Consider the following 2,772-nt stretch of genomic DNA (forward strand, 5'->3'; position numbering starts at 1 on the left):
CGAGACCATCACGGAGACGCTGCCCCGCCACGAGTTCCTGGGCGAGATGATCGCGCAGCAGCTGATCTACTACCCGACCGTGACCCGCGAGCCGTTCCGCAACCGCGGCCGGATCACCGACCTGATGGTCTCGGGCAAGCTGTTCGAGGATGTCGGCCTGCCGGAGATGTCGATCGAGGCCGACCGCTTCATGCTCTGCGGCAGCCCCGACATGATCCGCGACACCCGGGAACTCCTGACCTCCCGCGACTACGAGGAGGGCAACCACGGCGAGGCGGCCCACTACGTGATCGAGAAGGCCTTCGTAGAGAAGTAGGGGAGCCCGGACCTCGTGCGACTCCCTCATCTGACACGCACGCAGGCCGGACGGCTCTTCCTCCTCGCTACGGCGACGGGCTGGGGCCTGAACTGGCCGGTGCTCAAGCTGGTCCTTCAGGACTGGCCGCCGCTGTTCGCGCGCGGCGTCGCAGGCCTTATCGCAGCCTCGGGACTGGGCCTCCTCGCCTACCGGCGCGGCGAGCGCCTGACGGTGCCGCGCGCACTTTTCGGACGGCTTGGTCTCGCCGCCGCGATCATCCCGCAGGTCCAGGACGAGGCTCGCGAAGTCTGCGTACCGGAAAGCGTTGCCGTCGATGGCGGCGAGTTGCCGGGTCTGGTCGAGCATCGCCGCTATCACGATCCGGTTGATCTCGGCACTCTGATCGATCGCGCGCTTGATGGCGTCGCCGCGCCCCGCCGGCGGCACCTGGAGGATCTGATCGTCGCCAGTGGCGCGTGTCTCCCTCCATAGATTCACGATCTTCGTCGTCTGGTCAGCGAGGGGGGCCACGGCAGCGTCTGACATCGCCAACACGCTGGCCGCGGCCTGTGCGGCAGCCATCGCCGCATCGGTGGCCCTGCGCATCGTCACCAGCGTATTGTCTTGCGGCTGATCCCCAATTGGCCGCGTGCTGATGAGCAGGGTGAACATGCCACGCTCCGGATTGAGCGTCGCGGGGATATTCGACAGCGCCTTGAGGACATCGAGCCGCAAGGAGATCAATTTAACCGATGACATGGTCGCAAATTGATCGATCGCCATAATCGACCCCAGGCAACAAGACATAAAAGCCAGGGTTAATATAGAAATCGATATCAATCGGTTCAAAGACATGATAGTCGCCTAACAACGGTGCCGTTGTTCGATTATATCGACGCAATCTCGAAAGTAAAAATAGAATTTTATGCACAAAAATACATCATCGTATCGGGAGATTTTTCTAAAATTATTTGACGAATTGAGGTTTTTCAGAGCGGATAAACCGAATGATCGACTTTATTTTAATGCGATATCTTCATTGCGCACCTTGAATCATGCTTTTAGAGCCGCAGCCCGTGCGATCTGCACCGCGGACGGGGCGGAGCGATTGATGAACTGAGGAGCCTGCCGATGCCTTCGGCATCGTCGCGGCCTTGGCTGACGGCGCATCCTGCCCTGGGACGGTGACTCGTTTGGGGTGAGCGTATCGGGCGCAAACCGCTCGGTCGCGCGGGTCCGGCAGGAGGGGTGGGTCGCCGCGCGCGTACGGGGCAGCGATCAACACGCGCAGGCCATCGAGGCGCAGGCCGAGTTGGTCCTGGCCATCGACGAGCGTGAACCGCAGGTCTTCCGGCACGCGATGTCCTGGCCGGGCACGGCATGACCGCCAGCACGGGCGGACTGTCGCGGCTTCTTACCCGACGCGGCACCACCCGCAGAGAAGGGCTCTCTACGCGGCTGAGCAGGACAACATTGACTGTGATCGCGCCTGTTGCCGCGCATGATCCCGTGGATTCCAAAGGGATCATCCCTTTGGCGGGGTCTCGGGGCAGAGGCCCGAGGATCGCTCAGGGCTTGCACCCTGCACCCGCGACAGGTCCCGGACCTTCACCACGTTGAAGCACCTGCTGCGGACCACGGCCGACCGCCACGCCGCCAACCGCCGAGCGAGCGCTCGCAAAACTGCCAGAGATTGGAATTTGGCAGGGCACCATGTCGGTCGCCACCCAACGCAGCGCCCTTCCAAATCTTTTCTCGGGGGGCGGATTAACTCTTTACCGGGCGCCTAGACTTCGCGCCAACCAGGCTTGGTCTCATCCGTGAGATGATAACGGATCGGACCCAGACCACTGATCGCAATGATCGCGGGTTCCTTGATGCCAGCCTTTACGCCGTCGTAGTGCGGCGTCTTCGCGACACGGTGGACGTAAGAGCCCGCCGGAACCGGCACTGTGGCTTCTGGAACGAAATCCGCTCCGCTCGCGACATACCAGGTTCCGGACAGAACGACACAGAGTCGATCGGTTTCATACCAATGCGGCGCACTCATGTACCCGGGGTGCCACCGTATGAGAACGAAATACTGTCCAGGCTCCCCGATCTTCCCGAACATCGGCGCCTGCTCCGCCATTCCCGGCGGGAAGTTATAAAGCGGCTGCCAGGGAATTTGGTCCGGTAGCTTAACAATGGTCTGGGCCGGATCGACACCGGCGGCAGGAGCGGAACGCGTCCCGAAGGCGGTGGCAGCCGCCGCAAGCAGGGGCGCGAGGAGCAGATCGCGCCGGTTAGCACCAGGGTCTGACATGGAGGTTCTCCGACTCAGGGATCAGGATACTAAGAGCGCCTAACAGAACGGCACCGAGCGGGGTTTTCAGCGTTGGTTTGGCATGGCCAGACTGCTTCTTCCCGTTGATCTCTGGGATGAGATCGCGCCGCTCCTGCCGCCGCCTCGGCCGCGTCCGAAGGGCGGGCGT

At 62.4% G+C, this 2,772-nt stretch carries 3 protein-coding genes and 2 pseudogenes; 4 read left to right on the forward strand and 1 reads right to left on the reverse strand.

All coding sequences use genetic code 11. The annotated features are described in order from the left end of the window. From MKK69_RS11210 to MKK69_RS11220, 3 genes and pseudogenes are all read left to right on the forward strand, one after another. Nucleotides 1-316, forward strand: a pseudogene (locus tag MKK69_RS11210) (ferredoxin--NADP reductase); the annotation flags it as partial. 99 nt (nucleotides 317-415) lie between these two features. After that, the gene (locus MKK69_RS11215) at nucleotides 416-790 is read left to right on the forward strand and encodes a hypothetical protein (RefSeq protein WP_243967909.1); all 375 of its coding nucleotides are present in this window, start codon (nucleotides 416-418) and stop codon (nucleotides 788-790) included. A gap of 706 nt (nucleotides 791-1,496) precedes the next feature. Further along, nucleotides 1,497-1,682: a hypothetical protein gene (locus MKK69_RS11220; RefSeq protein ID WP_243967910.1), complete on the forward strand. Its 186-nt coding sequence runs from the start codon at nucleotides 1,497-1,499 to the stop codon at nucleotides 1,680-1,682. Between the two features lie 402 nt (nucleotides 1,683-2,084). On the opposite strand, the gene MKK69_RS11225 is transcribed toward MKK69_RS11220, so the two are convergent. Beyond that, nucleotides 2,085-2,603, reverse strand: coding sequence for a cupin domain-containing protein (locus MKK69_RS11225; RefSeq protein ID WP_243967911.1), 519 nt, complete (start codon nucleotides 2,601-2,603; stop codon nucleotides 2,085-2,087). 82 nt (nucleotides 2,604-2,685) lie between these two features. On the opposite strand from MKK69_RS11225, the pseudogene MKK69_RS11230 reads away from it, so the two are divergent. Beyond that, nucleotides 2,686-2,772 (forward strand): annotated as a pseudogene (locus tag MKK69_RS11230) (IS5/IS1182 family transposase); the annotation flags it as partial.

The organism is Methylobacterium sp. J-026 (assembly GCF_022829585.1).
Taxonomy (GTDB): domain Bacteria; phylum Pseudomonadota; class Alphaproteobacteria; order Rhizobiales; family Beijerinckiaceae; genus Methylobacterium.